26 protein-coding genes are annotated in these 25,524 nt (G+C 70.1%); 17 read left to right on the forward strand and 9 right to left on the reverse strand.

The window, feature by feature from the left end:
* Positions 1–22 precede the first annotated feature (22 nt).
* The 5 genes from ACFVT1_RS03605 to ACFVT1_RS03625 all read right to left on the reverse strand — a co-directional run bounded on the left by ACFVT1_RS03605 (position 23) and on the right by ACFVT1_RS03625 (position 5,983).
* Positions 23–628: a hypothetical protein gene (locus tag ACFVT1_RS03605; protein ID WP_389792141.1), complete on the reverse strand. Its 606-nt coding sequence runs from the start codon at positions 626–628 to the stop codon at positions 23–25.
* The gene (locus ACFVT1_RS03610; RefSeq protein ID WP_389792143.1) at positions 625–2,982 is read right to left on the reverse strand and encodes an alpha/beta hydrolase; all 2,358 of its coding nucleotides are present in this window, start codon (positions 2,980–2,982) and stop codon (positions 625–627) included. The genes ACFVT1_RS03605 and ACFVT1_RS03610 overlap by 4 nt, the downstream gene beginning before the upstream one ends.
* Before the next feature lie 285 nt (positions 2,983–3,267).
* Positions 3,268–3,735 carry a hypothetical protein gene (locus ACFVT1_RS03615; RefSeq protein ID WP_389792246.1) on the reverse strand — a complete coding sequence of 156 codons (468 nt, stop codon included), beginning with the start codon at positions 3,733–3,735 and terminating at the stop codon, positions 3,268–3,270.
* Positions 3,736–3,806: 71 nt separating this feature from the next.
* The gene (locus tag ACFVT1_RS03620; protein WP_389792144.1) at positions 3,807–5,597 is read right to left on the reverse strand and encodes an alpha/beta hydrolase; all 1,791 of its coding nucleotides are present in this window, start codon (positions 5,595–5,597) and stop codon (positions 3,807–3,809) included.
* Positions 5,594–5,983: a hypothetical protein gene (locus ACFVT1_RS03625; protein ID WP_389792147.1), complete on the reverse strand. Its 390-nt coding sequence runs from the start codon at positions 5,981–5,983 to the stop codon at positions 5,594–5,596. The genes ACFVT1_RS03620 and ACFVT1_RS03625 overlap by 4 nt, the downstream gene beginning before the upstream one ends.
* Before the next feature lie 307 nt (positions 5,984–6,290).
* On the opposite strand from ACFVT1_RS03625, the gene ACFVT1_RS03630 reads away from it, so the two are divergent.
* Positions 6,291–6,473, forward strand: a complete 183-nt coding sequence (locus tag ACFVT1_RS03630; RefSeq protein WP_389792149.1) for a hypothetical protein — start codon at positions 6,291–6,293, stop codon at positions 6,471–6,473.
* Positions 6,474–6,550: 77 nt separating this feature from the next.
* Here the strand turns inward: ACFVT1_RS03630 and ACFVT1_RS03635 are convergent, their stop codons facing one another.
* The 3 genes from ACFVT1_RS03635 to ACFVT1_RS03645 form a co-directional block, all read right to left on the reverse strand.
* Complete coding sequence (locus ACFVT1_RS03635) at positions 6,551–7,186, reverse strand: GNAT family N-acetyltransferase (protein WP_389792150.1); 636 nt, start codon at positions 7,184–7,186, stop codon at positions 6,551–6,553.
* A gap of 71 nt (positions 7,187–7,257) precedes the next feature.
* Positions 7,258–7,629, reverse strand: coding sequence for an iron chaperone (locus ACFVT1_RS03640; protein ID WP_389792152.1), 372 nt, complete (start codon positions 7,627–7,629; stop codon positions 7,258–7,260).
* Positions 7,630–7,705: 76 nt separating this feature from the next.
* A complete protein-coding gene (locus ACFVT1_RS03645) occupies positions 7,706–8,215 on the reverse strand; it encodes an ATP-binding protein (RefSeq protein WP_389792153.1) in 510 nt (169 codons plus the stop codon).
* A 215-nt stretch (positions 8,216–8,430) separates the two neighbouring features.
* On the opposite strand from ACFVT1_RS03645, the gene ACFVT1_RS03650 reads away from it, so the two are divergent.
* The 12 genes from ACFVT1_RS03650 (at position 8,431) to ACFVT1_RS03705 (ending at position 20,685) form a co-directional block, all read left to right on the forward strand.
* Positions 8,431–9,282 (forward strand): Scr1 family TA system antitoxin-like transcriptional regulator, encoded by an 852-nt coding sequence (locus tag ACFVT1_RS03650; RefSeq protein ID WP_389792154.1) that lies wholly within the window; start codon positions 8,431–8,433, stop codon positions 9,280–9,282.
* Positions 9,283–9,293: 11 nt separating this feature from the next.
* Positions 9,294–9,485, forward strand: a complete 192-nt coding sequence (locus ACFVT1_RS03655; protein ID WP_389792156.1) for a DUF397 domain-containing protein — start codon at positions 9,294–9,296, stop codon at positions 9,483–9,485.
* 421 nt (positions 9,486–9,906) lie between these two features.
* Positions 9,907–10,248 (forward strand): PadR family transcriptional regulator, encoded by a 342-nt coding sequence (locus ACFVT1_RS03660; RefSeq protein ID WP_389792158.1) that lies wholly within the window; start codon positions 9,907–9,909, stop codon positions 10,246–10,248.
* The gene (locus ACFVT1_RS03665; RefSeq protein WP_389792160.1) at positions 10,245–11,207 is read left to right on the forward strand and encodes a hypothetical protein; all 963 of its coding nucleotides are present in this window, start codon (positions 10,245–10,247) and stop codon (positions 11,205–11,207) included. The genes ACFVT1_RS03660 and ACFVT1_RS03665 overlap by 4 nt, the downstream gene beginning before the upstream one ends.
* Before the next feature lie 129 nt (positions 11,208–11,336).
* On the forward strand, positions 11,337–12,269 hold the full coding sequence (locus tag ACFVT1_RS03670) for a phosphatase PAP2 family protein (RefSeq protein WP_389792162.1): 933 nt from the start codon (positions 11,337–11,339) through the stop codon (positions 12,267–12,269).
* A gap of 106 nt (positions 12,270–12,375) precedes the next feature.
* The gene (locus tag ACFVT1_RS03675; protein ID WP_389792247.1) at positions 12,376–13,017 is read left to right on the forward strand and encodes a DUF402 domain-containing protein; all 642 of its coding nucleotides are present in this window, start codon (positions 12,376–12,378) and stop codon (positions 13,015–13,017) included.
* A 285-nt stretch (positions 13,018–13,302) separates the two neighbouring features.
* A complete protein-coding gene (locus ACFVT1_RS03680) occupies positions 13,303–13,611 on the forward strand; it encodes a hypothetical protein (RefSeq protein ID WP_018101695.1) in 309 nt (102 codons plus the stop codon).
* A 179-nt stretch (positions 13,612–13,790) separates the two neighbouring features.
* Positions 13,791–14,666, forward strand: a complete 876-nt coding sequence (locus tag ACFVT1_RS03685; RefSeq protein ID WP_389792164.1) for a hypothetical protein — start codon at positions 13,791–13,793, stop codon at positions 14,664–14,666.
* Positions 14,656–16,017 (forward strand): hypothetical protein, encoded by a 1,362-nt coding sequence (locus ACFVT1_RS03690; RefSeq protein WP_389792166.1) that lies wholly within the window; start codon positions 14,656–14,658, stop codon positions 16,015–16,017. The genes ACFVT1_RS03685 and ACFVT1_RS03690 overlap by 11 nt, the downstream gene beginning before the upstream one ends.
* Entirely contained in the window at positions 16,014–17,564 is a 1,551-nt protein-coding gene (locus ACFVT1_RS03695; protein WP_389792168.1) for an SCO6880 family protein, read from the forward strand. The genes ACFVT1_RS03690 and ACFVT1_RS03695 overlap by 4 nt, the downstream gene beginning before the upstream one ends.
* A gap of 42 nt (positions 17,565–17,606) precedes the next feature.
* On the forward strand, positions 17,607–19,025 hold the full coding sequence (locus ACFVT1_RS03700; RefSeq protein ID WP_389792170.1) for an ATP-binding protein: 1,419 nt from the start codon (positions 17,607–17,609) through the stop codon (positions 19,023–19,025).
* A gap of 1 nt (position 19,026) precedes the next feature.
* Entirely contained in the window at positions 19,027–20,685 is a 1,659-nt protein-coding gene (locus tag ACFVT1_RS03705; RefSeq protein ID WP_389792172.1) for a type VI secretion protein, read from the forward strand.
* Positions 20,686–20,841: 156 nt separating this feature from the next.
* Here ACFVT1_RS03705 and ACFVT1_RS03710 read toward each other — a convergent pair whose 3' ends face one another.
* Positions 20,842–21,450 (reverse strand): GNAT family N-acetyltransferase, encoded by a 609-nt coding sequence (locus ACFVT1_RS03710; protein WP_389792174.1) that lies wholly within the window; start codon positions 21,448–21,450, stop codon positions 20,842–20,844.
* 220 nt (positions 21,451–21,670) lie between these two features.
* Between ACFVT1_RS03710 and ACFVT1_RS03715 the strand changes: the two genes are divergently transcribed.
* The 4 genes from ACFVT1_RS03715 to ACFVT1_RS03730 are packed head-to-tail and all read left to right on the forward strand — an operon-like array spanning position 21,671 to position 25,396.
* Complete coding sequence (locus ACFVT1_RS03715) at positions 21,671–22,609, forward strand: ATP-binding cassette domain-containing protein (protein ID WP_389792176.1); 939 nt, start codon at positions 21,671–21,673, stop codon at positions 22,607–22,609.
* Positions 22,606–23,433 carry an ABC transporter permease gene (locus ACFVT1_RS03720; RefSeq protein WP_389792178.1) on the forward strand — a complete coding sequence of 276 codons (828 nt, stop codon included), beginning with the start codon at positions 22,606–22,608 and terminating at the stop codon, positions 23,431–23,433. The genes ACFVT1_RS03715 and ACFVT1_RS03720 overlap by 4 nt, the downstream gene beginning before the upstream one ends.
* Entirely contained in the window at positions 23,430–24,734 is a 1,305-nt protein-coding gene (locus ACFVT1_RS03725) for a sensor histidine kinase (RefSeq protein ID WP_389792180.1), read from the forward strand. The genes ACFVT1_RS03720 and ACFVT1_RS03725 overlap by 4 nt, the downstream gene beginning before the upstream one ends.
* A complete protein-coding gene (locus ACFVT1_RS03730; protein WP_389792182.1) occupies positions 24,731–25,396 on the forward strand; it encodes a response regulator in 666 nt (221 codons plus the stop codon). Before ACFVT1_RS03725 ends, ACFVT1_RS03730 begins: the two co-directional genes overlap by 4 nt.
* Positions 25,397–25,524: the final 128 nt, after the last annotated feature.

Below are 25,524 nucleotides of genomic sequence, written 5' to 3' on the forward strand. Positions count from 1 at the left end.
CTTTCTCCGTACTGAACAGCCATCAGGATGCCCCGGTGGACCAGTAGTCCGAGTGCACGTTCGGTCGAGGGAGGGGATAGACCCCCTCGTACGCCGGTCCGTTGGGCTTGGACGCGGAGTCGGCGACCTTCGACTCCTTCACGCAGGGGCTGTCCGCCTCGAAGAAGGCCTGGCCCTTGCCGCGGAAGCTCACGCTGATGCCGAAGCCCGCCTTCGTCTGCGCGTAGACCGCCGGGAACTCCTCGTCGTTGTTCTTGGCCTTGATGCGGTAGTCGCTCTTGCGCCAGAACTTCTCGACCTGGTCCAGGAAGTTCTGCCGGCGCTCCGCCGACACGATGGTCATCACGGTGCGCCTGCGCGTCACGTCGCAGCTGCCCGTCGTGGTCGGCCCGTGCGCCCACTGCACCTCGGGGTTGATCTCCTTCAGCACGGCGTCGAGCATGCCGTCGGACCGTTCGGCGGCCTCCTGCATGTTCATGCCGTTCCCCTTCGTGCTCGTGGCGCTCTTGGCGCTTTTGGTGGAAGCCTTCGTACCGCTCCCGCCCGATTGTCCGTCGTCGCTGCCGCAGCTGGACAGCGCGAAGCCGGCAGCCAGGGTCACCGCAACGATCTGGAACCTTCGCTTCATCGCTGTTCCTCCATCTTGAGCCTGTCGGAGTGTCCCGACACGATCAGAGCGATGCTGTCCGCCGACATAGCGTCTCGTACCGGATCGAAGTAGTTGGAGTGCGCGTCGAAGCTCACTCCGCCGGTGCTGATCAGGGGCTGGCCGGGGGCCACCGGGAATCGCCTGGCTCCGAAGGCCTTGCTCGCCGGGTCCTTGCCGAACCAGAGGTCGTCGTCGCCCGGATCGGCCAGGTCCCCCGCGATGTACGCCCCGGCGGGGCCTCCCAGGATCATCCCCACCGTACCCACCACGACCTGTGTCTTGGACGGGAGCTTGGTCACCGGGTCGTTGGCCGCGGCACCGACGAAGACGTGCCCGCTGCCGACGCCGAGGTCCACGGCGCGGTCCACGCCCACCCCCGGGCTGCCGACCAGGATGATGTCGTCCACCCCCGGTATACCGCCGTCGCGCTGCGTCGCGGCGCCCACGGTGCGTGAACCGTAGGAGTGTCCGATGGCCGTGATGTGCGGGTCCCTGTTCTGGTTGGTGGCCACGATGCCGCCCATGAAGTCGTCATAGGCCACGCCGCCCTTCTCCGCCCGGCCGGTGCCCGCGACCGCCAGGCTGTGCAGCCCGTCGGGCGTCTGCGGTGCGTCGTATCCGAGCCAGACGATCGAAGCGGTGGACGGGTCGTACCCCTGGGCGCCGATCGCCGTGTCACGGGCCCGCTTGAGGTCGTTCTTCGCGAATTCCTCGTCGAGGGACGTGTTCAGCCCCGGCACGTAGGCCGACACGTTCTTCGAGGTGTCGGGGTTGCCGTAGGAGACGATGGCCCGCCCGTTCCCCTCGTCGCTGATGCCGATCAGGTACATCGGCGGCTGGCTCCCCTCCTTCAGCTGCCGGTCGATCTCCTTCAATCCCGCCAGCTGGTCCTTCGACTTGGAGTCGGTCTTCCCCTCCAGCTTCGAGATCAGGTCCGGGAGATTCTTCCGGTTGGCGGCGTCCCTGTCGGCCACCGGGATGCCGTCCAGGTTGCCGATCTTGTCCGGGGAGAGGTCGAGGTACTGATCGCGCTGCTGCTGCGTCAGCCCCTCCCACCAGCTCTTGCGTTGGGCCGGGGTGGCACTCTGCGGGATGCGGTCGTTGAGGTAGTCGCGCTCCTTGTCCCGTACCGCCGCCTCGACGCGCGAACCGGAGCCGGGCAAACCGGCGAGTGCGCCGCCGCCTCCACCGGATGCCTTGGCCATGTCCCAGGCGGCACCCGCGTGGTCGCCCTTGCTCCACTTCTCACCGGCGCCCCGTGCGGCCTGGGCGTACTGGTCGACGATGCCCTTGGCGCTGTCGCCCGGGTGGATGACCGTGTCGACGGCGCCGCTGACGTCGCCCCACAGGCCGTCCTTGCCGATGACGCCCGTGACGAAATCGCCGTCCGAGGAGTGGGAGGAGCCCGGCTTCTGCTCTTGTCTACCCGCGTCGACCTGCGTAGAAGAATCACCACTGGTCGAGCCGCCGGCACCGCTGGAGGAGCCCGTACCACCGGAGGTGTCCGTACCACCGGAGCCGCCGGAGGATGCGGAACCGCCAGAACCGGAACCGGAACCGGAACCGCCGGAACCGGAACCGCCGGCGGCGCCGGATCCGCCGGACGCGTCGGAGCCTCCCGAAGCCGTCGATCCGCCCGAGCCCGAACCGCCACCAGACGTGTCCGACCCGCCGGAGCCCGTGCCGCCGGTCACCGTAGAGCCGTCGGAGCCCGTCCCACCGGTGGATCCGGATCCTCCGCCGCTGTCCGCGCCCTTGCCGGCGACCACGTCGACGTCGGGTGCCGGGCAGGCGCTTCCGGTCAGTTGGCAGATGGCGTTCCGGATCTCCCCGGTCAGCTGCCCGCCGATCCCCGTCGCCACGAGCCCGCCGATGAGGGCCACGACCACGAGGATCATGCCCAGGTACTCCATCGCGGTCTGACCGGCGTCCCTACGCCACTTGATCATCCGCGCGATACTGAACGGCCGGTGCTCGGCACGCTGTTCGGGGCTGAGCCCGAACCATTCACGGGAGCTGGGCCGGAACAGCAGGACGACGACGGCGACCGGCATCACCAGCTGCGTCACACCCTGCCCGCCGGTGCCCTCGCCCAGCGTCGCCAGGGCGCCGACGGTGAGCCAGGCGTGTACGGCGAGAAGCCCGCGCCAGATCCAGACGCCGCCGGTCCGCATGTACAGCGACAGCACGAATCCGGTGACGCCGGGCAGCGCCGCGTACAGCAGCATGCCCAGCAGCCGTCCGTCCACGGCGTCGACGGACGAGGCCACGACGAGCGCGTCCAGCACACCCACGACGGTGACGACGAAGAGCAGCCGGACGAGAATCAGCACCGCCTGCAGAGGACGCGACAACGACCGCCTGCCCGAAGGGGCTTCGGCAGCACTCAAGTCGGCGCCACCCGGAATCGCTAATTCTCGTATGCCAGACACGACGGGTCTCCCAGCTTGGTGAGTGGGCGCAGTGACAGTTCAACCGGTCTCTGTATGCGACCACACCCACACCGGGCCCGGCATGGGCCCCAGGGCCCAATGCCAGACTCAAAGTCCCTGGTGGCCAGCCTGTCCCTTACCCCCACCGACTGGCTTGATATGGGTCATTGGGGCGGAGACGGGGCGTCAGGGGGCTCCGGCGGACCAGAAGTCGGAGCGGACGTTGGGGCGGGGGAGGGGGTAGATGCCCTCGTAGGCGGGGCCGTTCGGTGGAGTGGCGGATTCGGCAACCTCCGATTCCTTCACACAGGGGCTGTCCACCTCGAAGAAGGCTTGCCCCTCGCCCCCGATGATCAGAGTGACGCCGAAACCATCCCCTGTCTGGGCGTAGATGGCCGGGGAGTCTACGTCGTTGTTGACACCCTTGATCCTGTAGTCACGATTCCGCCAGATGCGTTCCACCAACCCCAGAAAGCTCCCCCGGCGCGCCGCAGACACAACGGTCATCACCGTGCGCCTACGTGTCACAGCGCAGCTTCCCGTGGTTGTGGGCCCGTGAGCCCATTGCACCTCCGGCTTGATACCCCTCAGCGTCGCATCCATGATGCCGTCTGCGTGATCTGCTGCTTCCTGCATATCCACGCCAGTTCTCATTCCGCCATTCACACATCCAGCGATTGGCACACAAAAAAGGAGCACCACAAACAGCATTCGGAACCGAATTCTCACCGATGCTCCTCGTTCTTGAGCCTCTCGGATCTACCTGCAGCAATCAGAGCAATACTGTTGGCCGATGAGGCATCCCTATCCGGATCGAAGTATTGACCATGCGCATCGAGCGAAATCCCCTTGCCGCTAATAAGGCTCGGGCCCTCATCCACAGGAAAGCGTCTCGCACCGAATGCAGCACTTGCCGGGTCCTTGCCGAACCAGAGGTCGTCATCCCCCTGATCCGCAATGTCTCCCGCGACGTAGGAGGCTGCCGGCCCGGCAGCGACGAGCCCCACAACACCGGCGACACTCTGCTGCTTTGACGGGAGTTTGGTCACGACATCGTGTTCAGCAGCCCCGACGAAGACGTGATCTTTCCCAACCCCGAGGTCCTCTGCATGCTCGACGCCTACGCCGGGGCTACCAACGAGGACGATGTCATCAACTCCCGGAATCCCACCATCTCGTTGCGTGGCAGCACCAACGGTGCGCGAACCATAGGAGTGCCCAATAGCAGTCAGATGCGGATCCTCGTTCTCATTCGTTACTTTCACACCTTCCATGAACTTGCCGTAGGCCAACCCTCCTCTCTCAGCTCTCTCTTCACCCATTACGGCAAATGATCCCAGCGGGTCGTCTAGAGGTGTTTGAGGTGCGTCGTATCCCAGCCAGACGATCGCCGCACTCGATGGGTCGTGCAATTGAGTTCCGATAGCCGTATCTCGAGCACGCTTGAGATCGTTCTTAGCGAAATCTTCGTCGAGCGCAGCACTCAGCCCCGGCACATACGCCGAAACATTCCTAGCCCTATCCGGATTCCCGAACGAGACAATCGCCCGGCCATTGCCCTCGTCCCCGATGCCGAGGAGAAACATGGGAGGCTGTCGCCCCACCCGCAGCTGTCGGCCGATCTCCCGCAACCCCGCCAGCTGCGTCTGCGACTTCGTGTCGTCCCGGCCCTCCAGCTTCCCCATCAGCAGCTGCAGGTTGTCCCGGTTCGCCGCGTCCCTCACCAGGGCCGGAATGCCGTCCAAGTTGCCGATCCGGTCCGGGTACACCGCGAGGTACTCCTCGCGCTGTTCGTCCGTCAGGCCGGCCCACCAGGCCTTCCGCTCGGCCGGGGAGGCGTCGAGGGGGATGCCGTCTTTCAGGTAGCCGCGTGCCGCGTCCCGTACCGCGGCCGCGTCGCCCGCCGCGTCGGTCCAGGTGGTGCCGGGGACCTTCAGGCCCTCCTCTGCCTTCAACCTGCGCAGGATCCGGGCGTACCGCCAGTCGATCTCGCCCGCCGTCCGTACCGCCTTCGCCACCCGGTCCGCGATGTCCTGCGCCTTCGCCGCGTGGGGGTTGGGCGCGACCAGGCCAGAGGGCGGCAGGAGGCCCGGCGCCGCCGCCACCGACGCCGTCCCGCCCGGCAGCGGTCTGCCGTCGATCAAGCCCCCGTCCGCCGCCGGGTACGTCACCGAACCGTCCGCGTGCACGGCGAACTTCAGGGACTCCGCGTCGTCCAGCGCCTCCCGCAACGCCCTCTGCTGGGCGCGCAGCTCATGGGCCATGCTGTTCAGCGTCGTACGGAGCAGGCCGCACTCCGTGTAGACATAACTCAGGTTCAGGCTCAGCTGTTTGAGCCTCCCGGCCGCCGCCTCCGCCGCCTCGCCACGCTGCGTGCCGCGCAATCCGTTCAGCAGTTGCGTCTCGATCCGGTCCCGGCCCGCGTCGGCACGATTGCTCGCCTTTCCCCAGCCGTCGGCCGCGCCCTCCAGCCCGCCGCACTTCAGGTCCCGCAACTGCGCCCAGGTGAGGGTCATCGCACCCCACCCGCCACCGGCGCGAACGACGCCCTCACCGTCTCGTCCGCCTCGCCCTGGGCCCGCACAACGGCCCTGAGCTTTCCGGCCAGGGCGCCGCACTCCCCCCGCGCCGACTCGAACCGCCGCTCCCACGACTCCCGTACGGCTCCCAGCTCCGCCAGCGCGGTCAGGCCGGCGGTCCCCGCGAGCAGCCCCTCGTGCGCGGTCTCCAGCTCCGACTTCACCGGGCCCAGATGCGTACGCATCCCTTCCGCACCGGCGGCGGCCCGCAGCCAGGCTCCGTCGCTGTGCTTCAGCACGTCCCCGCCGCCACCCGCCTCGGCCGCCGGATCGCTCAGCCGCTGACGGCTCCCCGGCTGTCCCATCACTGCCACTCCGGCCACCCCGCTCCGTCCTTGATCGTGGAGCGGCACTGTGCCAAACCTCGGGTCGGCGACACGCCGCACCCACACGCGCCCCACGGCGTATCGCCCCGCAGGCCCGGCGTACCAGGCCCTCACGGTTCACCCGAACGAGCTGCGCCCCGGGCCCGCACACGAGGCCGCCGACCGGATCCGACAACGCGAGCGGTCGCTTCATGTCATCGATTTCCAGAGCGAGTTGGCGTGCCACGGACACGCACGCGCAACACGGGGAACAGCCAACGGGGAACAGTCAGCCGAAAACAGTCAGCGGGGAACGGAGAACGGGATGACACGGGTTGTGGGCGTGCACGGTGCCGGCAAGCAGCTCATGGGCAGCGTGATGCTGCGCGGCGATTGCTTTCCGGCCCTCTCCGGCGGCCTTCGCCATGCTGGCCAACCGACCCTCTCCGAAGGGGCGTTGACCCAGGCGCTGCACGAAGATCTGTTCCGGCCACCGGGGCGCCCCTGACCGTGGGCGACCCCATGTACACCGCGTCCGACATCACCGACGGCTTCGGGCGGCCGGGATGAACCGGCCGTACGGGGTCAGACCGCGAGGCCGGCCGGTGCCGGGTCGGCGGCCAGGCGGGCGTGCAGATGCTCGTCGTGGTACACACCGTCGCCGTATCGGTGGGACTCGCGCAGCGTGCCCTCGGGAAGGTAGCCACAGCGGTGGGCCACCCGGCAGGAGGCCTCGTTCTCCACGGCGTGGGCGATCTCGATCCGGCGGGCGTCGGCCGTGGCGAAGGCCCAGTCGGTCACCGCGCACGTCGCTCTGGTGGCCACGCTCCGTCCCCGGGCGGCCGGAAGCGTCCAGTAGCCGATCATCGCGAGGCCGTCCGCGCGGTCGGCCCAGCGCAGGCCGATGGCGCCCAGGAGGGTGCGGTCGGCCGCGCCCAGTACCGCGAAGGAGGCGGCGTCACCACGGTCCCAGCCGCCCTCGCGCAACTCCAACCAGGTCATGGCCTCGGTGCGGCCGGCTGCCGGGAAGGGGTTCCAGCGGGCGATCAGCGGATCCCCGGCCGCGGCGACCAGGCCGTCCAGCGTCGCCTCCAGCTCTGCGGCCTCCCGTCCCCACGGGCGCAGCAGTACGTCCCCCAGATCGAGCGTGGCGCGAACGAAGGTCCGCCGGTCGGCGGGGTTCCGGACAACAACCGGGGGTACGGGGGCGGAGGCACTCATAACCCCCTTCCTACGCGGCCTTTCACCCGACCGCCAGCGATTTTCGCCGGTCACGGGCCTGCCGGCACCGCTCAGCAGACCGCGCCCGGCCCCGCCGCCGTGGCCGTCGCCCGGAGCAGGTCCCGCACCAGGTCGTAGTCGATGGACTCCGCCTTGCGGAAGCGCAGGCAGCCCTTCCCCATGTCCTGGCCGGCCAGCCGCTCCGCGAACGCCTCACGCACGTCGCCGCGCATCAGGTAGAAGGAGATGTACTGCTTCTGGGCGGCGAACGCGATCTCGACGGCGCCGTCCCGCTCGTACGCGGGCATCCCGTACGCCATGACCTCGCCGAACCCGGCCAGCTCCGCCCGGCACAACTCCCGCAGCCGCGCCAGGGCGTCCCTGCGTTCCTCGGGCACCTCGGCCAGATACCCGGCCACGTCCTTCGCCTCGCTCCGCACCATGCGACGAGGCTATGCCCGCCCGGTACGTCTGTCGCCCGGTACGGCCCCGGTCCCGTCCTTGTCCTTCTCCCTGTCCTTACTCCCTGTCCTTCCCCTTCCCCTTCTCCTTCTCCTTCTCCTTCCCCTTCTCCTTCTCCTTCTCCTTCTCCTTCTCCTCCTTGGCCTCGCATTCCACCCAGAGCAGCTTCCCGCCCTGTCCAGGCAGCCCGCCACGCAGGGGGTATGCACCCCAGCTCGCCGCGTAGAGGGTGACGAGATACAGCCCCCGCCCGCGGTCGGCCAGTTCCGTCGGCACCTCCGCGCTTCGGTGGAAGGGGGCGGGGACACGCGGGTCGGTGTCCCACACGCTCAGCCGGACGCGGCCGGGCCCGGCGTCGCGCAGGCTCAGGGAGTACGCCCCTGAGGAGTACAGGTACGCGTTGGTGACCAGCTCGCTCGCCACCAGCTCGGCAACCTCCGTGAGTTCACGCATACCGTGCACGCGCAGGACGGTGCGGAGGGTGGCACGGGCCACGCCCGGGGCGCGGGGATCCCGCGGGAGTTGGAGGGTGTACGTCCAGGGCGGCGATACCGTGGCACTGACCATGGAAGTCTCCGTTCACGGAGGGAAGTCGGAAGATGCGCTTCGGGTTGCCCGGTGACGAGGCCGCTCCGTCGAGCGGGGTACTTCCGGGCACGTGGCCTGAGTCAGACATTAAGTCGCCACAAGGAATCCTTGCTTCGGTTGACCGGAATCCTTGAGCTGAACCACTCGTGTGAGTGACACACTCCAACTCGGCTGTCTTCAGGGGAGAGTTCGACATGGCAGGCAGGGCCGCCTCCACCGCGCGCCGCGCTCGGCTCGGCGCCGAGCTGCGCAAGCTGCGGGAACGTGCCGGGATGACCACCACCCAGGCGGCCGGCCTCCTGGGTACGAGCTCGGGGCAGCTCAGCAACATCGAGGTGGCGCGCTTCGGCGTGAGCGCCGACCGCGTGCGGGTCGCCGCCCACGCGTACTCCTGTACCGATCAAGCGCTGATCGATGCGCTGGTCGCGATGACAGGTGACCGCAAGCGTGGCTGGTGGGAGGAGTACCGGGAGATCCTGCCGCCCAAGCTGCTCGACCTGGCCGAGATCGAGCACCATGGCACCGCCCTCCACGCGGCGTACAGCATGCACATCCCCGGCCTGCTCCAGACCGTGGATCACGCCCGGGAAATCTACCGGCAGGCCGTTCCCGAGCTGTCACCGCCGGAGATCGAGCACCGCGTCTCCTACCGCGTCAAACGGCAGGAAGTGCTCTACCGCACACACCCCGCTCCCTACCGGGCCGTCCTTCACGAAGCCGCTCTGCGCATGACGTTCGGCGGTCCGGATGTCGTCCGGGGGCAGCTCCAGCACCTGCTCAGGATGAGCGAGCTGCCCCACGCGACCATCCGCGTGATCCCCTTCGCCGCCACCCGCTACCCGGGCTCGGGGCAGTCCGTGTACTACGTACGCGGACCGGTTCCCGCGCTCGACACGGCGCAGCTCGACCAGTTGCACGGGCCCGTCTTCATCGACGCGGAGGCCCAGTTGGCCCAGTACCGCCTGCTGCTGGAACGGCTCGACGACACGGCTCTGAACGTCGAGCGGTCCCGAGAGCTCATCCACAAGGTCGTCCAGTGCCGGTGAAGGGAACCACGATGTCCGCGCCCACCTGGCAGAGGTCGTCCTACTGCGCGCAGGGCGAGGCCTGCGCGCACGTGGCCGCGGCAGGGACCGGAGCAGTGGAACTGACCGAGAGCGGCGACCCGACCGGCGCGGTACTCCGCACCACGCCCGCCGCCTGGTCGGCCCTCGTACGCGCCCTCAAGGACAGCCGCACCCAGGACTGACACCCCCGCCTGCCTCATCCGACGGGTGCGCCTCCGCCCAGGATGTCCGGGCCGGCGCATTCGACCACTTCGTCGAGCGCGCGGCCAACAGCTCTACCCCCGCGCGAAAACGTGACACCGCATGGGTCAACCGTCACGTTCGCGCACCATGCGGGATGGTCCTCGGGCCGCCAAATGCCGAATGCCCCTCCCTCCCTGCCGAAGAGATGACGGCACCCCCGCCGCCCCACAGGGCGTCCGGACGGCCGCACCCAGCGACTCGTTCGCCGTGCGCTTCAGCGACGGCCGCGCGAGCGAATCCCCTGGGAACACAGGAACCTCCGGCGGTTCGCCGCCGACGTCGTGCCACACCGAACCGCGAAGTCCGGCCGCACGGCACCCACCGAACCGCATACTTCGCGTGCCGATATATGCTTCCGGCGTGGAGAAACGCCAGCCGCCCCCGACCGAACCGCAGTACTTCATCCTCGCCGCCCTTCTGGACGGGCCGCTGCACGGGTACGGCATCATCAAGGCCACCGAACGCGCCACGGACGGACGGCTCAGGCTCGCCGTCGGCACCCTGTACGGGGCGCTGGAGCGAATGGAGCGGTCCGGCTTGGTGGCCGTCGACCGCGAGGAGGCCGTGGACGGGCGGCCGCGCCGGTACTACCGGCTCACGCAGGACGGCACCGGCACGCTTGAGCGGGAAGCGCTGCGCATGCAACAGGCGGCAGCCGTCGTCACCGGACGGCTCGGGACCCTCAAGGCGGCCCAGGCATGAACCGTCTGCTGCTCGCCGCTTATCCCAAGACCCACCGCGACCAGTACGGGGACGAGCTGCTGGCCTGCCTCGCCGAGGCGCACCCCGGCCGCGACTGGCCGCCGCCCCGCGAGATCGCCGCCCTGCTGCGCGGAGGGGCGCAGGCACACGCCCGGACCGCCGCCGACGACCCCGCCCGGCCGTGGTGGCTGGACGGCATTCATCTGGCCGCCCTCTCCCTGGCCGTGCTGGCGCTGGTGCCGTATCTGCAGGACGTGTGGGACTGGACGCTGCGCATCGACCCCGGCAGCCGCGCCATCGGCTTCCACGCCACCGGCTGGTATCCGTGGGCGCAGGGGCCCGGCACGCAACCGCGGATGCTGCCCTACGGACTGCTCCCGCTGGTCGCCGTAGTCGCGTTGCTGCGCGGCAAGCCGCGGATCGCGCTCCCGGCCTCGGCTGCGATGGTCTACGCCGGAGGCACGCTCGGCAGCTCGACGCTCTTCGGCGACGAGGGCGTGGTGGGCACGGGCTACTACGGGCTGGCCGCTCCGGTCCTGGCCGGCGACCTGGTCCTGTCGGTGACGCTGCTCGTCGCCTGCGGGGTGCTGGCGGTCCGTGGCCCCGGCCGGCTTCGCCGCCGCTCCTACGGCTGGCTCGTCCCGGTCGCGGGCGCCATGTTCCTGGCCGGGGGCCTGCACATCGTCTCGTACGATCCGTGGTTCCAGCGCGGTCAGTTCGCGCTGGAAGCCGCCGCGCTGATCGCCGCGTGGTGGGCGACGAGCACCACCGGCGACTACCGGTGGACGATCCCCGTCGCCGCCTTCGCACTCGTCCGCACCCACCTGATCCTGACCGGGGCGACACCGCTGGACCTGCGGCACGTGTCGAGCGCGGCCGTTGTCCTCGTCCTGACCGCCACACTCCCGGTGCTGGTCGTCGCCGCACGGGACAAGCGAAGCCACGGCCGCCTCGGATAGCGCCGGGTGTCCGGCGCGGACACCTCGGAGCCCCGGCGTCCAGCGCAAGCGCCCGCCCCACAGACCGACAAACCCACAGACCCACAGACCCACAGACCCACCGACCCACCGACCCATGGAACGAGACCGATGAAACCGCGAGACCTTCCGGCCGCAGCAGAACCCCGGCCGGAAGCCGAGGCGGCCGGGGCCGGGCAGGGGCCGGCCCCCGCCCCCGGGGCGGTACGGCGCCTCACCCGCCTGACGGCTCGCGCGACCCCGGCCGCGCTGTTCCTCCTCGCGTTCACGGCGGTCTACCTGCTCGCGGTGTGGACGCCGATCGGGCAGTCGGCGGAGAACGCTCTGGTCGTCGGGTTCGCCGATCAGGCGCGCATCTTCGAGTGGAGCCAGTCGGTGGGCCCGCCGCCGCTGACGGCGGAGTACGCGACCGTCGCCGCAGGGATCGCGCTGATCGCGGTGGTCGCCCTGGTACGCCGGTGCCTGCGTGAGTGCTGCGCGGCCGTCGGGGTCGCGGTGGCCACGATCGCGGGTACGGAAGTGCTGAACAGGTTCGTCCTGCCCCGTCCCGACCTGGTGGACGCGCCGAGCAATCTCACCGCGGTGAGTTTCCCGAGCGGTCACGTGGCCATCGCCGCCGGACTGGCCCTCGGCGTCGTTCTCGTCGCCTCCCCGCGCACCCGTCCCTACGTCGCCGCCGCCGGTGCCCTGTGGCTCGCGGTCACCGCCGCCGCCGTACAGGCGCTCTACTGGCACCGGCCCAGCGACGTTCTCGGTGCCACGCTGCTGGCCTGCGCCGCGTACGCCGTCGCGACCCGGCTGCTTCCGCCCACCGTGCCGAGTGCCGCGCCGGGTGCTGCCGCGCCGGATCCCCTCCCGCGCCGCCGCGCACTGCCGGCTTCGGCCCTTGCCCCGGCGGCGGTCGGTGCGCTGCTGGCCGGCGCACGGGAGGATGCCCTCGCACGTCCGTTGGTGTTCGCCGGGGCGGCGTTCCTGTGCGCGGTACTGCTCTGGGCCACGGCGACGCGGCGGACCGGAAGGCCGGCACCGCCCCCTCAGCGATGACTTGCCGAAGCGGACCGGCGAAACCGGGACCGCGGACCGGCTCACCCGGGTTCCCGGCCCGCCGGCTCCCACCGACGGCCACGTGTCCCCCTCCTCCGTCGCGGGCATGATCGACGGCATGAACGACGCCCCGGGCCGAATACTCCACTGGAACTTCTTCGTCGGCGGCCACCTGAGCGCCTCGGTCCCCGTACGCCTCGTCGAACGCACCGAGGCGGGCCAGCTGGTGTGGATGGAGACCGGCACGCCGATGTGGCGTACGAAGCTGCCGCGCGGGACTTCGCACCTGCGGGACATCGCCCCGCACGCCCGCCCGCCCGGCGGATTCCCGGTGGTCGCCGACCGGTGGCCGATGGGCAGCGCGCTCTTCTACCAGCCGGCCGATGCCGCGCACTCCGTCCTCTGGCTCTTCGGCCGCAGACAGAAGTTCCGTGGCTGGTACGTAAATCTGGAGCGCCGGGTCCACCACGGGGACGACATCGACATCGCCGACCACGAACTCGACATCAACGTGGCGCCGGACCGGAGCTGGCGGTGGAAGGACGAACAGTCCTTCACCGAGAAGACCGGCGACCCGGCCTACTGGTCGCCCGACGAAGCATCAGCCATCAGGAGCGAGGGCAGGTCCGTCGTACGGCTCGCCGAGGCCGGAACGTTTCCCTTCGACGGCACCTGGTGCGATTTTCGGCCACCGCCGACCTGGACGACACCGCCCCGCCCACCCGTCCCGCGCCACCCCTTGCTCTGACCAGGCCCGGCGCTGACCAGGCGCTGCGCGATGGTCTCGGCCAGGGTGGCGGGATGACAGTCATTGCCCGGGGTCACCCTCCGTGATACACAGAGTAACCATATGTATTCGGTCATCCCCCGATTCGATCCGCAGGTCAGGGGGGTCGGACCGGTCAAACGTACGAGATCCGGGTAAAGAGAGCCGTCAAGTCGTCGTACGAGACCACTTTCATCAGCGAAGATAGAGAGCGACCCATGTCACGTGACAGGGGCAACGAACTACCCAACAGGGGCGGTGACTTACATGATCCTGGCAGCTGAAAAGGGCGACATCACCACCATCATCGGCGGAATCGCCCCGAACTGGGGGCCGTTCGGGACCTTGGGCAACGAGGCCCGCGTAATGATCGAGGTCGTGATGGCCATTGCCATCCTGCTCTGCCTCGGCATCGCGGTCTGGGGTGCGGCAAAGCAGCGCATCGGCGCCACGGCACTGCGTGACACATTCAGCGCGGAGCAGGGCAAGGGTCTGATTGTTGCCGGTCTGACCGGTGTGTTCATCATCGGATCGCTGGGAACTCTGTTCACCATCGTCTACGGGATGGCCGTCTGACCGGCTGCCATCCCGCGCCAGGGGCAGTCCCGCCCACTCCCACACCATCCGTCCGTCGTGCCCACCGGCAGAGGTTGCGTCTCCCTGATGTCGAGTCACCACACCGCGCCCGCGCGGGAACCCGCACGGCTACCGTCGTACTACCCGGTTCAGGAAACGGTTGAGGGAGCGTACGCGGCATGAGCCCCGGCGACGAGAAAGGCTACGGCAGCGGCCCTGGCCGTACGGACGACGGCTACAGCACCATCGGCGGTACGCGCCAGACCCGTACCCGCCTCCCCGACGGCGAGGGCGGCGACAGCTACGGCACCCCCCGCCGCCCCGCCCGCAGCTCCCGCTCCCTCGTCACGGTGGTCGGCGTCGTCGTCCTCCTGATCGCGGCCATCGCCTTCGCGAACATGGGCGGAGGAGGCGGGAACGGCAACAACGGCGGCTCGGGGAAGACGGGGAACAAGCCGGATTCGTCGTCCACGGCGGCCACGGGGACGAAACCGGTGACAGGGAAGAACGGCTCGATCCCTTCGGGCTTCGCCCATGACGAACAGGGGGCGCAGAGCGCGGCGGCGAACTATGCGGTGGCGCTCGGCTCTGCCGACATGTTCGACAAGGACCGTCGCCGCACGGTCGTCTCCGCCGTATACGCCCCCGCGGCCGCCGCTGCCCGTCAGGGAGATCTCGACAAGGTTTACTCCGGTCAGGACTTCCTCACCAGCATCGGACTGAACGCTGACGGCACCCCACCGGCCGGCCTGACCTTCATCTCGCGCTCCAACCCGGCCGGCACCAAGGTCGTGAAATTCCACGGCGACACCGCAAGCGTCGCCGTTTGGTACTCAGCCCTGTTCGGGCTTGCCGGCGAAGGTTCCAAGAACCCCGTCTCCGAGAGCTGGTTCACCAACACGTTCGACCTGGCGTGGATCAACGGAGACTGGAAGGTCACCGACTTCACGCAGAAGGACGGCCCCACACCCGTCGGCCGCGACCAGGCCGCTTCTCCCGCCGAGGAAATGGCTGACGCCGTCGAACAGTTCGGAGGGTTCACATATGCCCGGTAAACGATCCAGCCGAGCCCTTTCACTCACGGCGGCAGCCACCAGTCTGCAGGTCGCTCTCGTCATGCTGGCCAGCCGCGCATTCGCTGAGCCTTCTCCGAGCCCGACGCCCAGCAAGACCAACAACGCGTGCGACCTGATCCGCGGCCCCGCAAAGGACTACTGCGAGAAGGGCGACGCAGGCGCCCCCAAGACCAACGCCCCCTCCGGCCTCGACAACTCCCTGGACCCCCTCTCCTCCCTCGCCCGCGGCTGCGCCGACGCCGCCGCATGGATCGTCGGCAAGCTCAGCGAGGCCGTGAAGGGCACCGCGAACGTCGACTTCACGAACACCAAGTTCCTCCAGCAGTACGCGATCGTCTTCGCCGCCTCCACCGTCCTCACCCTCGTCCTGTGGCTGCTCGCCGTGGCCAAGCGCGCCATCCGCGGCGTACCGCTGACCACCGCGATCTCCGAGGCCGTCGGATTCCTGTGGCTCACGGTCCTCGCCTCGGCGTTCACCCCGCTGATCCTCTACACGGTCGTCTCCGCGACCGACGGCGTCACCGAGATCATCGCCACCTCCTCGGGCGGCCAGACGGACGTCTTCTTCGGATCGTTCGCCGAAGCCCTCAAGAAGGGCTCCGACATCGGCGGCGGCCCGATCATGCTGATCGTCGTCTCGCTCGTCTCGATCCTCGCCGCGGGCATCCTCTGGCTGGAGCTCGTCATCCGGGCCGCCCTGCTCTACGTCGGCGCCCTCCTCGGCACCGTCGTCTACGCAGGGCTCGTCGACAAGAACATGTGGGGACACGTCCGGCGCTGGGCGGGCATCATGATCGCGGTGATCATGGTGAAGCCGGTCATCGTCGTCGTGCTCGGACTGGCCGGCGCGCTCGCCGAGGACGACGGGCCGAACGCGTTCTCCGCCGTCGTGTCCGGTCTCGCCATCATCCTGCTCGCGATCTTCGCCTCCGCCCTGATCTACCGTTTCGTCCCCGGCTTCGGCGACGAGATCCAGGGTGCCCGCACCAACCGCAAGCAGGCCACCGACGGCTCCCAGGCCGCCGCGATGATCAGCTCCCCGGCCGCCCTCGTCTCCCAGGGCATCAAGACCCACAGCAGCCGCAGCGGCCAGAACGGCGGCGACAGCGGCAGCGGCGGCGGCCGGCCCGCCAACCCGATCAGCGGCGGTGTCGCCGCGCACAGCTCCCGCAACCCCGGCGGCGGAGCCGGTGGCGGAGCCGTCCCCGCCGCGCCCCCGCCCCGCAGCGGCTCGGGGCCGACCTCCGGCACCCCGCACGGCAGCCGCTCCCCCCGAGGTGGCGGATCAGGCAGTTCAGGTAACAACAGCACGGGAGGTGGAGGGCGTTGACGACTCCGTCCCACACAATCGCGCCCCGCCGTACGTATCTCATCGGCCGCGCCCGGCCGAACGCGATCGTCGGCAAGAACCGCGAGACCGGCGAGATCACGCTGATCATCGCCGGTGCGTTCCTCGGCATGATGAGCGGACTGGCCGTCCCCTATCTGGGGCCGCGGATCATCCTGCTCGTGGGCTTCCCCCTCCTCGCCCTGGCGATCGTGTACCTCCCGTACAAGCACCGCACCATCTACAAGTGGTTCGAGATCAACCGCAGCTACAAGCGCACCCTGCGCCGCGGGACGACCTACCGCTCCGCCGCCATGGAAGCCGGCATCGGCGCCGACGGCCGTGAGGTCGAGATCGGGCCGCCCCCCGGCATCGGCCGGATCAACTGGCTCGCCGCCCCTTTCGGCCCGGACGAGATCGCCGTACTCCTGCACGCCGACCGCCGCACCGTCACCGCCGCGATCGAGATCGAGGGCCCCGGCGTCGGCCTGCGCGACAGCGAGGACCAGGAGGCGCTCGTCGACCGGTTCGGCACGCTGCTGAAGCATGTCGCCAACGGCGACGGCTTCGTGACCCGCATCCAGATGCTGGCCCGCACCCTCCCCGCCGACCCCGACGCCCACGCCAAGGACGTCGCCCAGCGCGGCGACAAGACGTCCCCGGGCTGGCTGCAGGAGTCGTACGACCAGCTCCAGTCCATGGTCTCCACCTCCAGCGAGCAGCACCGCGCCTACCTCGTCGCCTGCATGCACTACACCCGCGAGCTGGCCGCCGAGGCCAACGCCATGGCCCGCGCCGCCCGCCCCGAGGCCGGCCGCAAGCTCGACCGGGACGCGGGCCTCGCCGTCGTCATGGCCCGCGAACTCACCGACATCTGCGCCCGCCTCGCCGAGGCCGACATCCGGGTGCGCCAGCCGCTCGGCCAGAGCCGGCTCGCTTCCCTCGTGCACTCCATGTACGACCCCGACCACCCCATCGACCACATCCAGGCCATGACCAAGCGCAATGCCTGGCCCGCCGAACTGGACGCGGTCGAGCCGACATTCCTCCAGGCCAAGACCCGCGAGTCGGCCACCCGCGCGCCCTGGTGCCACTCCACAGCCTGGGTGAAGGAGTGGCCGATGACGCCCGTCGGCGTCAACTTCCTGGCCCCGCTCCTCGTCCACACACCCGATGTGATCCGCACGGTCGCGGTCTGCATGGACCTCGAACCCACCGAGGTCGCCATCGAGCGGATGCTCACCGAGAAGACCAACGACGAGGCGGAAGCCAGCCGCCAGGCCAAGATGAACCGCACCGTCGACCCGCGCGACATCGCCGCGCACGGCCGTCTCGACCAGCGGGGTGAAGATCTCGCGAGCGGCGCGGCCGGGGTGAACCTGGTGGGGTACATCACCGTGTCCTCGCGTTCGCCCGAATCCCTCGCCCGCGACAAGCGGACGATCCGGGCCTCGGCCGGCAAGTCGTATCTCAAGCTGGAGTGGTGCGACCGCGAGCACCACCGCGCCTTCGTGAACACCCTGCCGTTCGCCACCGGCATCCGTCGCTAGCCGCACACAACCGAGAGAAACGAGAGGGAGGTCGGTCACGCCATGCGAGATCCGCTGTCCGCACTGTCGGATGCCTTCACCGCCTTCCTCTTCGGGAAGGTGGAGACGACCAGGCTCCCCGTCCGTACGTCGACCGGACAGGCCCAAGCCGTCTACCTGCCCACCGCGGCCCCCGGCCTCGGCGACTCCGGCGTGATCATCGGCCGTGAGGTCTACTCCGGCAAGGGCTACATCTACGACCCCTTCCAGCTGTACGGACAGCAGCTCCCCGCCCCGCACTGGCTGGTGCTCGGCGAGTCCGGCAACGGCAAGTCCGCGCTGGAGAAGACGTACGTGCTCCGCCAGCTCCGCTTCCGCGACCGCCAGGTCGTCGTCCTGGACGCCCAGGGCGAGGACGGCGTCGGCGAGTGGAACCTCATCGCGCAGGAGCTCGGTCTCACCCCGATCCGCCTCGACCCGACCGCCGCCCTCAACGGTGGCATCCGGCTCAACCCGCTCGACCCCGCGATCACCACGACCGGCCAGCTCGCCCTGCTCCGCACGATCATCGAGGTCGCGATGGGGCACGGCCTGGACGAGCGGTCCGGCTTCGCCCTGAAGGTCGCCCACGCCTACGTCAACGAGACGATCAACGACCGGCAGCCGGTCCTGACCGACATCGTCGACCAGCTGCGCCACCCGGAGCCCGAGTCCGCCGAGGCGATGAACGTCGACATAGACGACGTACGGGCCTGGGGCCTCGACGTCGCCCTCGTCCTGGACCGCCTCGTCGACGGCGACCTGCGCGGCATGTTCGACGGGCCCACGAGCGCCGGCATCGACCTCGACGCCCCGCTGATCGTCTTCGACCTCTCGCACATCGACCGGAACTCGATCGCGATGCCGATCCTGATGGCGATCGTCGGCGTATGGCTGGAGCACACCTGGATCAGGCCCGACCGGAAGAAACGCATCTTCCTGGTCGAAGAGGCCTGGCACATCATCAACTCGCCCTTCGTGGCCCAGCTCTTCCAGCGCCTGCTGAAGTTCGGCCGACGGCTGGGTCTGTCGTTCGTGGCCGTCGTCCACCACCTCAGCGACGTCGTCGACGGAGCGGCGGCCCGCGAGGCCGCGGCGATCCTCAAGATGGCCTCCACCCGCACGATCTACGCCCAGAAGGCCGACGAGGCCAGAGCCACGGGCCGGGTGCTCGGCCTTCCCCGATGGGCGGTCGAGATCATCCCGACCCTCACCCCCGGCATCGCGGTCTGGGACGTCAACGGCAACGTCCAGGTGGTCAAACACCTGATCACCGAGTCGGAACGCCCCTTGGTCTTCACCGACCGCGCGATGACCGAGTCCTCCGCACCCGAGCTCGTCCCGGAGGACGTACGCGCCGCCGACCTGGAGGCGGAGCAGCGCGCGGCACGGATCGAGCACCAGCAACGACTGAACGAGTCGTCCGAGTCAACGGTGGCCTGACATGGCGGGGCGCGGCGAGGTACGTACCGACGGCGGCGGACGTGGCGGCGGCGGAGGCGGCGGCATCCCGGACGGCCTGCTGATCGGTCTGCTGGCCTTCCTGCTCGGGCTCATGCTCCTGGCATGGACGGCCACCGGCCTGGCCGGACTGTTCGCGCACGGCGCCTGGCCGGAGGGCGTCTCCCTCACCGAGACCCCCCTGGCGATGCGCCGGCTCGTCGCCGCACCGCACGACCTGCCGTCCGCCTGGCCGAACACTCCGGCGGACGCGCTCTCCGGGTACGGGCTGTTCTGGGGCCTGTTCATCGGCGAACTGATGGTGCTGTTCGTGCTGACGGTGTTCGTGCTGGGAGTGGTGGCCCGCTGGCGCGCGGTACGGGCGCGGCAGCGCAGCGAACGGTACGGGGACAAGGGCGGCTCGCCCGTACGGTCCCCGCTGCACGAGCCCCGGCCGGAGGCGCAGACCCCACCGCAGCAGCAGCCAAACCTGGAGACACAACCGCAATTCCAACCCCAACCGCCCCCACCCCAACTCCAGCCCCAGCCCCAGCCCCAGCCCCAGCCCCAGCCGACGCTCCAGCACACAGCGGTCGCACCCGCCCCACCGGCGCCCCATACCCCAGAACCGAGCCCCGCCACCTCCATCCCCACCCCCACCAACATCCCCACTCCCCTCCCCACGGGGCACCCCCCGCCCGAGACCACAGCCCTCCCCACGCTGCCTGCCCCCCGTACCCCCCTCGTCGTCTACGGGCCAGCCGCCACCCGCCGCCCCACCGTCCTCCAGGCGATCCAGGAGGCCGACGGGCCCGCGCTCGTCCTCACCTCCGACCCCACGGTCTGGGCGGAGACGAAGGACGCCCGCGCCAAGCTCGGCCCGGTCCTCGTCTACGACCCGGGCCACTTCTGCGACACCCCGGCCCGCCTCCACTGGTCCCCCACCACCGGCTGCGAGGAGCCCGACACCGCCGCCGCCCGCTCCACCGCGCTGCTCGCCCCGGTCCGTCCGCAGGCCCGCATCGACGCGACGACGGCCGACACCGCGGAAACGCTCCTGAAGTGCTGGCTGCACGCCGCCGCCATCGACGGCAGGCCCTTCCGCCAGGTCCACCGCTGGGCCCTCGGCGGCAGTGCCCACGAACCGGTGCGCCTCCTCCGTACCCACCCCAAGGCGGCCTCCGGTTTCGCCGGGCTGCTGGAGTCCGCCCTCACCGCACACCCCGAACGCCGGGAGGTGGCCCAGGAGTTGACCGTACGAGCCTTCGCCGCGCTCTCCTCGGTCCACATCCGGGAGGCCTGCACGCCGAACCGGGCCGATTCGCTCGCGCTGGAATCTTTTGTCCGCGAAGGGGGCACCCTCTATGTGGTGGGCGAACCCATCGAGGATCCCCGCTCGGGCCCCGGAGCAATGCCCCTGCTCACGGCGCTCGCCTCACACGTGGTCGAGCACGGCCGCCGCTTGGCCGCACGGTCAACCGCCGGTCGGCTCGACCCACCAATGACGCTGGTACTCGACGATGTCGCCGCGGTGGCGCCCCTGCCCCGGCTCCCCGAGCTACTGTCGACCGGCCATGCCCAGGGCCTGCCGACCCTGGCCCTCCTCCGCTCCCGGGAACAGGCCCGCGCCCGCTGGTCCCAGGAACTCACCGACCCACGCTAGCCAGGCCCCCGGCCCACACAGGCCACGAGACCACCCGGGCCCACGCCCGCCCGGCGACCGCGGCGACCCCGGCCACACACCCACGGCAACCGCCCCGTCCGCTCCCGCCACTACGCCAGCCCCACCAACAGCCGCCCCATCTACCAGCCGCCCCGCCTACAGCCGCCCCACCGCGTACTCGATCTCCCGCGCAGACGGATCGCTCGGCACCGGCACCGACTGCCCGGTGGGCGCGAACCCGATCCGCCGATAGAACGCCGCGGCCCGCACGTTGTCCTCGTGCACATACAGCCGTACACGCTCGATCCGGGGCTCCCCCAACGACCACGCCCAGTCCGTCCCGGCCCGGAACAACTCCTCGGCCAGACCAGCGCCCCGCGCCTCCGGCCGTACGAACACACCGACCGCGTGCGCCTGGTGGAGGCCGGCCGGGGCCCCGAACGGCACCACGCCACCACCGCTGTCCCCGACCCCATCCGCGTTCTCGCCCTCACCCTCGTCCCCGTCAGGCCGCTCGATGAGCACGGTGACGCTGCCGTCCCAACGCCCGTCGGGGGCGACGGCGACGAACTGCCGCACCTCACCGCCCCCGGCCTCGGACGCGCCGAGCGCCCAGTCCCGCCAGAACTCGTCGGAGTGGGCCGCGCTCTGCGCGTAGGTCTCCAGAAAGGCCATCGGCGCCACCGGGTCCCGCAACGCTGCCAGCCGCAACTCCTTGACCAGAGACCATTCGTCGGCGCACACAGCACGAATCACGTGTTCCATTCGCCGATCCTGCCTCTCCGCGCCGGACCTGCGCAAACACCATCCCGCTCACCACCCCGCTCACGGCCACGGACACCCCGGCCCGCCCCGCCGCCGACCGTCCCCGACCGGCTCCAACCAGCCTCGACCGGCCCCGCGTCGTACCCCGGTACTACACCACCCGCCACATCCCGCCCCTGGTCCGACGCCCGCCACGCGCCGTCTCCGTAGCGTCGACCGCATGATCAGGGCATACGAACTCACCAAGAGGTACGGCGACACCACCGTCGTCCAGGACCTCGACTTCACGGTACGGCCCGGCACCGTCACCGGATTCCTCGGTCCGAACGGCGCCGGGAAGTCGACGACGATGCGCATGCTGCTCGGCCTGGACGCGCCCACCTGCGGTCGCTCGACGATCGGCGGACGGGCGTACGCCGCCCACAGCGCACCGCTCGCCGAGGTCGGCGCGCTTTTGGAGGCCCGCTCCGTCCACCCGGGCCGGACCGCCTTCAACCACCTGATGGCACTCGCCCACACCCACGGCATCGCGCGCCACCGCGTCGAGCACGTCCTCGACCTGGCCGGCCTCACCGCGGTCGCCCACAAGCGGATCAAGGGCTTCTCGCTCGGCATGGGCCAACGCCTCGGCATCGCCGCCGCGCTGCTCGGAGACCCGGCCACCCTCATCCTGGACGAGCCGGTCAACGGCCTCGATCCGGAGGGCGTGCTGTGGATCCGCAACCTCCTCAGGTCCCTTGCCCAGCAAGGCCGTACAGTCTTCGTCTCCTCGCACCTGATGAGCGAAATGGCCCTCACCGCCGACCATCTGATCATCATCGGCCGGGGCCGGCTCCTCGCCGACACGACGACCGCCGACTTCGTGGCCACGGCGGGCGGCGCCTCGGTCAAGGTCGTGACCCCGCAGGCCCACGCCCTGCGTGCGCTCCTCACCGGCCCCGGCATCGAGATCTCCACCGGCCCGGCCGCGCCCCCCGACGAGCTGGAGATCCACGGTACGGACGCGGCGCACATCGGCCGCACCGCGGCCGCGCACGCCATCCCCCTGTACGAACTCACCCCGCGCACCGCCTCCTTGGAACATGCCTTCATGGACCTGACCCAGGAGTCGGTCGAGTACCGGATCACCACCCCCGAACCGACCGGAGCCCTCACATGACCACCACAGCCGACCGCCCGGCCCGACTCCCGGACCAACTCCCGACTCCACGCCAGCACCAGCACCGAATCACAGCCACCCGCGTCCTACGCTCCGAATGGCACAAACTCCGTTCCCTGCGGTCCTCCTGGATCACCCTGGCCTCGGCGTCCGCCCTGGTTCTCGCCGTCGGTCTGGTCATGGGCGCGACCTACACCTCCGACGGCGGCGACTCCGACGTCGACACGGTCGTCCTGGTCCTCTACGGCTCGGTGCTCGGTACGCTGTGCACCGTGGTGCTGGGCATCCTGGTGACCGCGGGCGAGTACTCGACGGGCCTGATCCGCGCCTCGCTCACCGCGGTCCCCCGCAGGCTCCCGGTCCTGTGGGCGAAGGCGGCGGTCTTCACCGTCACCGTCTTCGTGGTCATGTTCACCACCGACCTGCTCACCTTCGTCGCCGCCCAACTCCTCCTCCACGACACCGACCAGGCGGCCTCGCTCGGCGACCCGGGCGTCTTCCGCGCCGTCGTCGGCAACTCCGCGGGCGTCACCCTGCTCAGCGTGATCGCGCTCGGTCTCGGCGCCCTGATCCGCTCGGTGCCGGGCGCGATCGGCGCCTTCATCGGAGGCGTCATGGTCCTGCCGGAGATCCTCACCATGCTCCCGTACGACGCCGTGAAGAGCGCCGTCGCCTACTTCCCGACCCAGGCGGCCGGCACCCTCGGCTCCGCCACCCCGCTCCCGGGTGAGGCCCCCGTGGGCGGGGCCCTGCTCGCCCTGTGCCTCTGGGCCGCCACGGCCCTGGGCGCGGCCGCCGTGCTGCTGCACCGGCGCGACGCATGACGAAGGGGCCGCCCGGACGCGAGGATGGGCGTGTGACGGATGACGACGAGAACCGGCCCCCGGGTCCGGGCGGCTCCCCGCTCACCGGCCACCTCCAGCGCCTGCTCCGGCGCGTCCGGGCATTCGACCTGCGCCGGCCGGTGGTCTGGAACGGGCTGCTCACCACGTTCTGGGTGATGTTCGCCGTACTCGACTTCACCTCCGGCGGCTGGCGCACCGTGGCCGCCGACCCGCGGGCGCCCGAACCACTGGTGCTGCTGACGAGCCTGGCACTCTCCGTACCGCTGCTGTGGCGCCGCACGCATCCCCTGGCCGTGCTGGCGTTCATGACGCCGTTCGCCCTGGTCAACGTCTGGACGGGGGCGGTCGTCCAGGCCGCCTACCTCCAGGACATCGCCGTCTTCAACATCGCGCTGCGACTGTCGATGCGCACTCTGGCCTGGGCGGGCGCCCTGGTGGCGGCCCCGCTCGCCATCGGCATGCTGCGCTTCCCGCACACCTGGGACCTGCTGTTCGTCCCTCACCTCTGGGCGTTCGCACTCTCGTCCCTGCTGGGGATCGTGGTCCGTACGCGCAAGGAGTACACGGCAGCCCTCGTCGACCGCGCCCACCGGCTGGAACTCGAACGCGACCAGCAGGCCCGGCTCGCGGCGGCCGCCGAACGCACCCGTATCGCCCGCGAGATGCACGACATCATCGGCCACAACCTCTCCGTCATCACGGGCCTCGCCGACGGTGGTGCCTACGCGGCGGCCAAGAGCCCGGACCGGGCCGCACAGGCTCTGGAAGCCATCGGCACCACCAGCCGCCAGGCCCTCACCGAACTCCGCCGGCTGCTCGGCGTCCTGCGCGACCACCCCGCCGAGGCCGACCGCGCCCCGCAGCCGACCCTCGACGACATGGACGCGCTCCTCACCGGCGTACGAACGGCGGGCCTCCCCGTACGCCTCCGCGTCCACGGCTCACCTCCGACGCCCCCGCCCACCGCGGGGCGCCAGTTGACGGTCTATCGGGTGGTCCAGGAGGCTCTGACGAATACGCTGAAGCACGGCGGCACGGCCCCGTCACCGACAGCGGAGGTCACTCTCACCTACCGGGCGACGGAGCTGGAAGCCCTGATCACCGACACGGGTGCCAGCGGCGGCGGGCCCGAGGGCGGCGGGCAGGGAATCACCGGGATGCGCGAACGGGCATCCCTCTACGACGGCACACTCGAAGCAGGCCCGCTACCGCAGAAGTCGGCCTCCGCAGCCGGCTGGCGGGTCCGGCTCCGGCTTCCCCTGGAGGACACACTCTCGTGACGACCGTGCTCATCGCGGACGACCAGCCGATGCAGCGCTTCGGCTTCCGCATGCTGTTGGAGAGCCAGGACGACATGACCGTCGTCGGCGAGGCCGCCAACGGTCACGAAGCCCTGGACCTCGTCTCCCGGCACCGCCCGGACGTGGCCCTGATGGACATCCGCATGCCGCTCCTGGACGGCATCGAGGCCACCCGGCGCATCATCAGGGCCGGTTCCCGTACCCGCGTCCTCATCGTCACGACATTCGATCTCGACCGGTACGCGTACGACGGCCTCCGCGCCGGCGCCAGCGGCTTCCTCATCAAGGACGCGCTGCCGGAAGAGCTCCTCTCCGGTATCCGAGCCGTGGCGAGCGGCGACGCAGTGGTCGCCCCCGGCCTCACCCGCCGCCTCCTGGACGCGTATGTGCAGCATCTGCCGACCGTTCCCGGTGGCCCTGCCACCCCGGACGCACGTATCGCGACCCTCACCGAGCGGGAGAGGGAGATCCTCACGGTCATCGGCCGGGGCTGGACCAACACGGAAATCGCCGAACGGCTGCACCTCGCCGCATCGACCGTGAAGACACACGTCACCCGCATCCTCGCCAAAACAGGGTCCCGCGACCGAGTCCAGGCAGTGATCCTGGCGTACGACACGCACCTGGTCACCCCCGCCTGAACAGCAGCCATCACCCGGGAAAAAGAAGGGGTAAACGCAGAAAAGCCCCGTGCCACAAGGGCACGGGGCTTCTCACAAAAGGAGTTCGGCGGCGTCCTACTCTCCCACAGGGTCCCCCCTGCAGTACC

This window comes from Streptomyces sp. NPDC057963 (genome assembly GCF_042887155.1).
GTDB lineage: Bacteria > Actinomycetota > Actinomycetes > Streptomycetales > Streptomycetaceae > Streptomyces.